1 protein-coding gene and 1 pseudogene are annotated in these 1,169 nt (G+C 54.6%); both read left to right on the top strand.

All coding sequences use genetic code 11. The features are described 5' to 3' along the window. The first annotated feature begins 117 nt into the window (after positions 1-117). A complete protein-coding gene (locus AC097L_RS25420) occupies positions 118-579 on the top strand; it encodes a cyclophilin-like fold protein (protein WP_479589481.1) in 462 nt (153 codons plus the stop codon). A gap of 195 nt (positions 580-774) precedes the next feature. Further along, positions 775-1,169, top strand: a pseudogene (locus AC097L_RS25415) (MFS transporter); the annotation flags it as partial.

The raw sequence follows: 1,169 nt of genomic DNA, 5'->3' as shown, positions 1-1,169 counted from the left end.
TGAGGTTGCGTCGTGCCATGGAGCGAGTCTCCCTGAAAGATTGCTTAGAAAAACTAACAGACTATGTAAGCATTGATTATCTAGTCGGGGTCTGCAAGGGCCGCCAGAATGCAGGTTATGCCCACACACCACACCTCTTCCGATAGCAAAGCCCGCTGGTTGCGCAATACCGCGCTGTGGGTCTGTGCCTTGTTCGCCACGTCTGTTTTTGCCCAGGAGCTGCCCATGAAGATCCGCCTGCACGTCCAAGGTGAGGTGGCCACCGCCACCCTGGCCGACAACGCCACCGCCCGCGACTTTGCGGCGCTGCTGCCACTGACCATCACCTTGAGAGACTTCGCCAAGGTCGAGCGTATTGGCGACCTGCCGCGCAAGCTGTCCACCGTGGGCGCACCGGCGGGCCTGGACCCGGTGGTGGGCGACATCGCCTACTACGCGCCGTTGAACCACCTGGTCTTTTTTGCGGGCGACAACGTGTACGCCGATGGGCTGGTGCGCATGGGTCGGGTGGATACCGGCCTGGCCGCGATGCAACGCCCCGGGCCGCTGCAGGTGCGCATCGAACGCATCGCGGACTGAGCGCTTTTATTTGTGTTTTGACCTATGCGTAAAAAGTAGCTTTCGTGCTGATGGAATGGGCGTGAGCAGCTACTTTTTAAATAGCAATCAAGACTTTCAAATAAGAGGAAATTCTGGTGTTGATGGGCATATTCAATCCCCGCTTGCGGGACATGGGCGGCATAGCCGGGATTCAAATATTGGGGCATTCAATTAATGGATATTAAACACCGGTCGTTCTTCTACTCCCTATTTTTATCAAGGCTAGCGGACCAGATATTGCTTTTTCTGGTGCCATTGGTGATTTTCCAGACCACCGGCAGCATCGCATTATCGGGGGCAGCATTTTTCCTGGAGACATTGCCACGGTTCTTGTCGTTTCCGATTTGCGGAATTCTGTGCGACCGGTTTTCTCTTTTTAAGTTATTACATCTGAGTCAACTCTACCGGGCCATCGTCTGTGTGGGCGGCATGGTTGGATTTGCGCTATTTGGTGGTATCGGGTGGCTGATTTTTATATCCGCTGTGGTTGGAGTACTCACCACGCAAGGTCTGATGGCACGGGAAGTGATGCTCCCGCAGGTTTTCAGTGGCCAGCGCTTTGAAAAGAT

The sequence above is a fragment of the Rhodoferax sp. RT5P35 genome (assembly GCF_056521385.1).
Note: the sequence above shows the minus strand (reverse complement) of the source record. Positions and strands in the feature narration are given on the sequence as shown.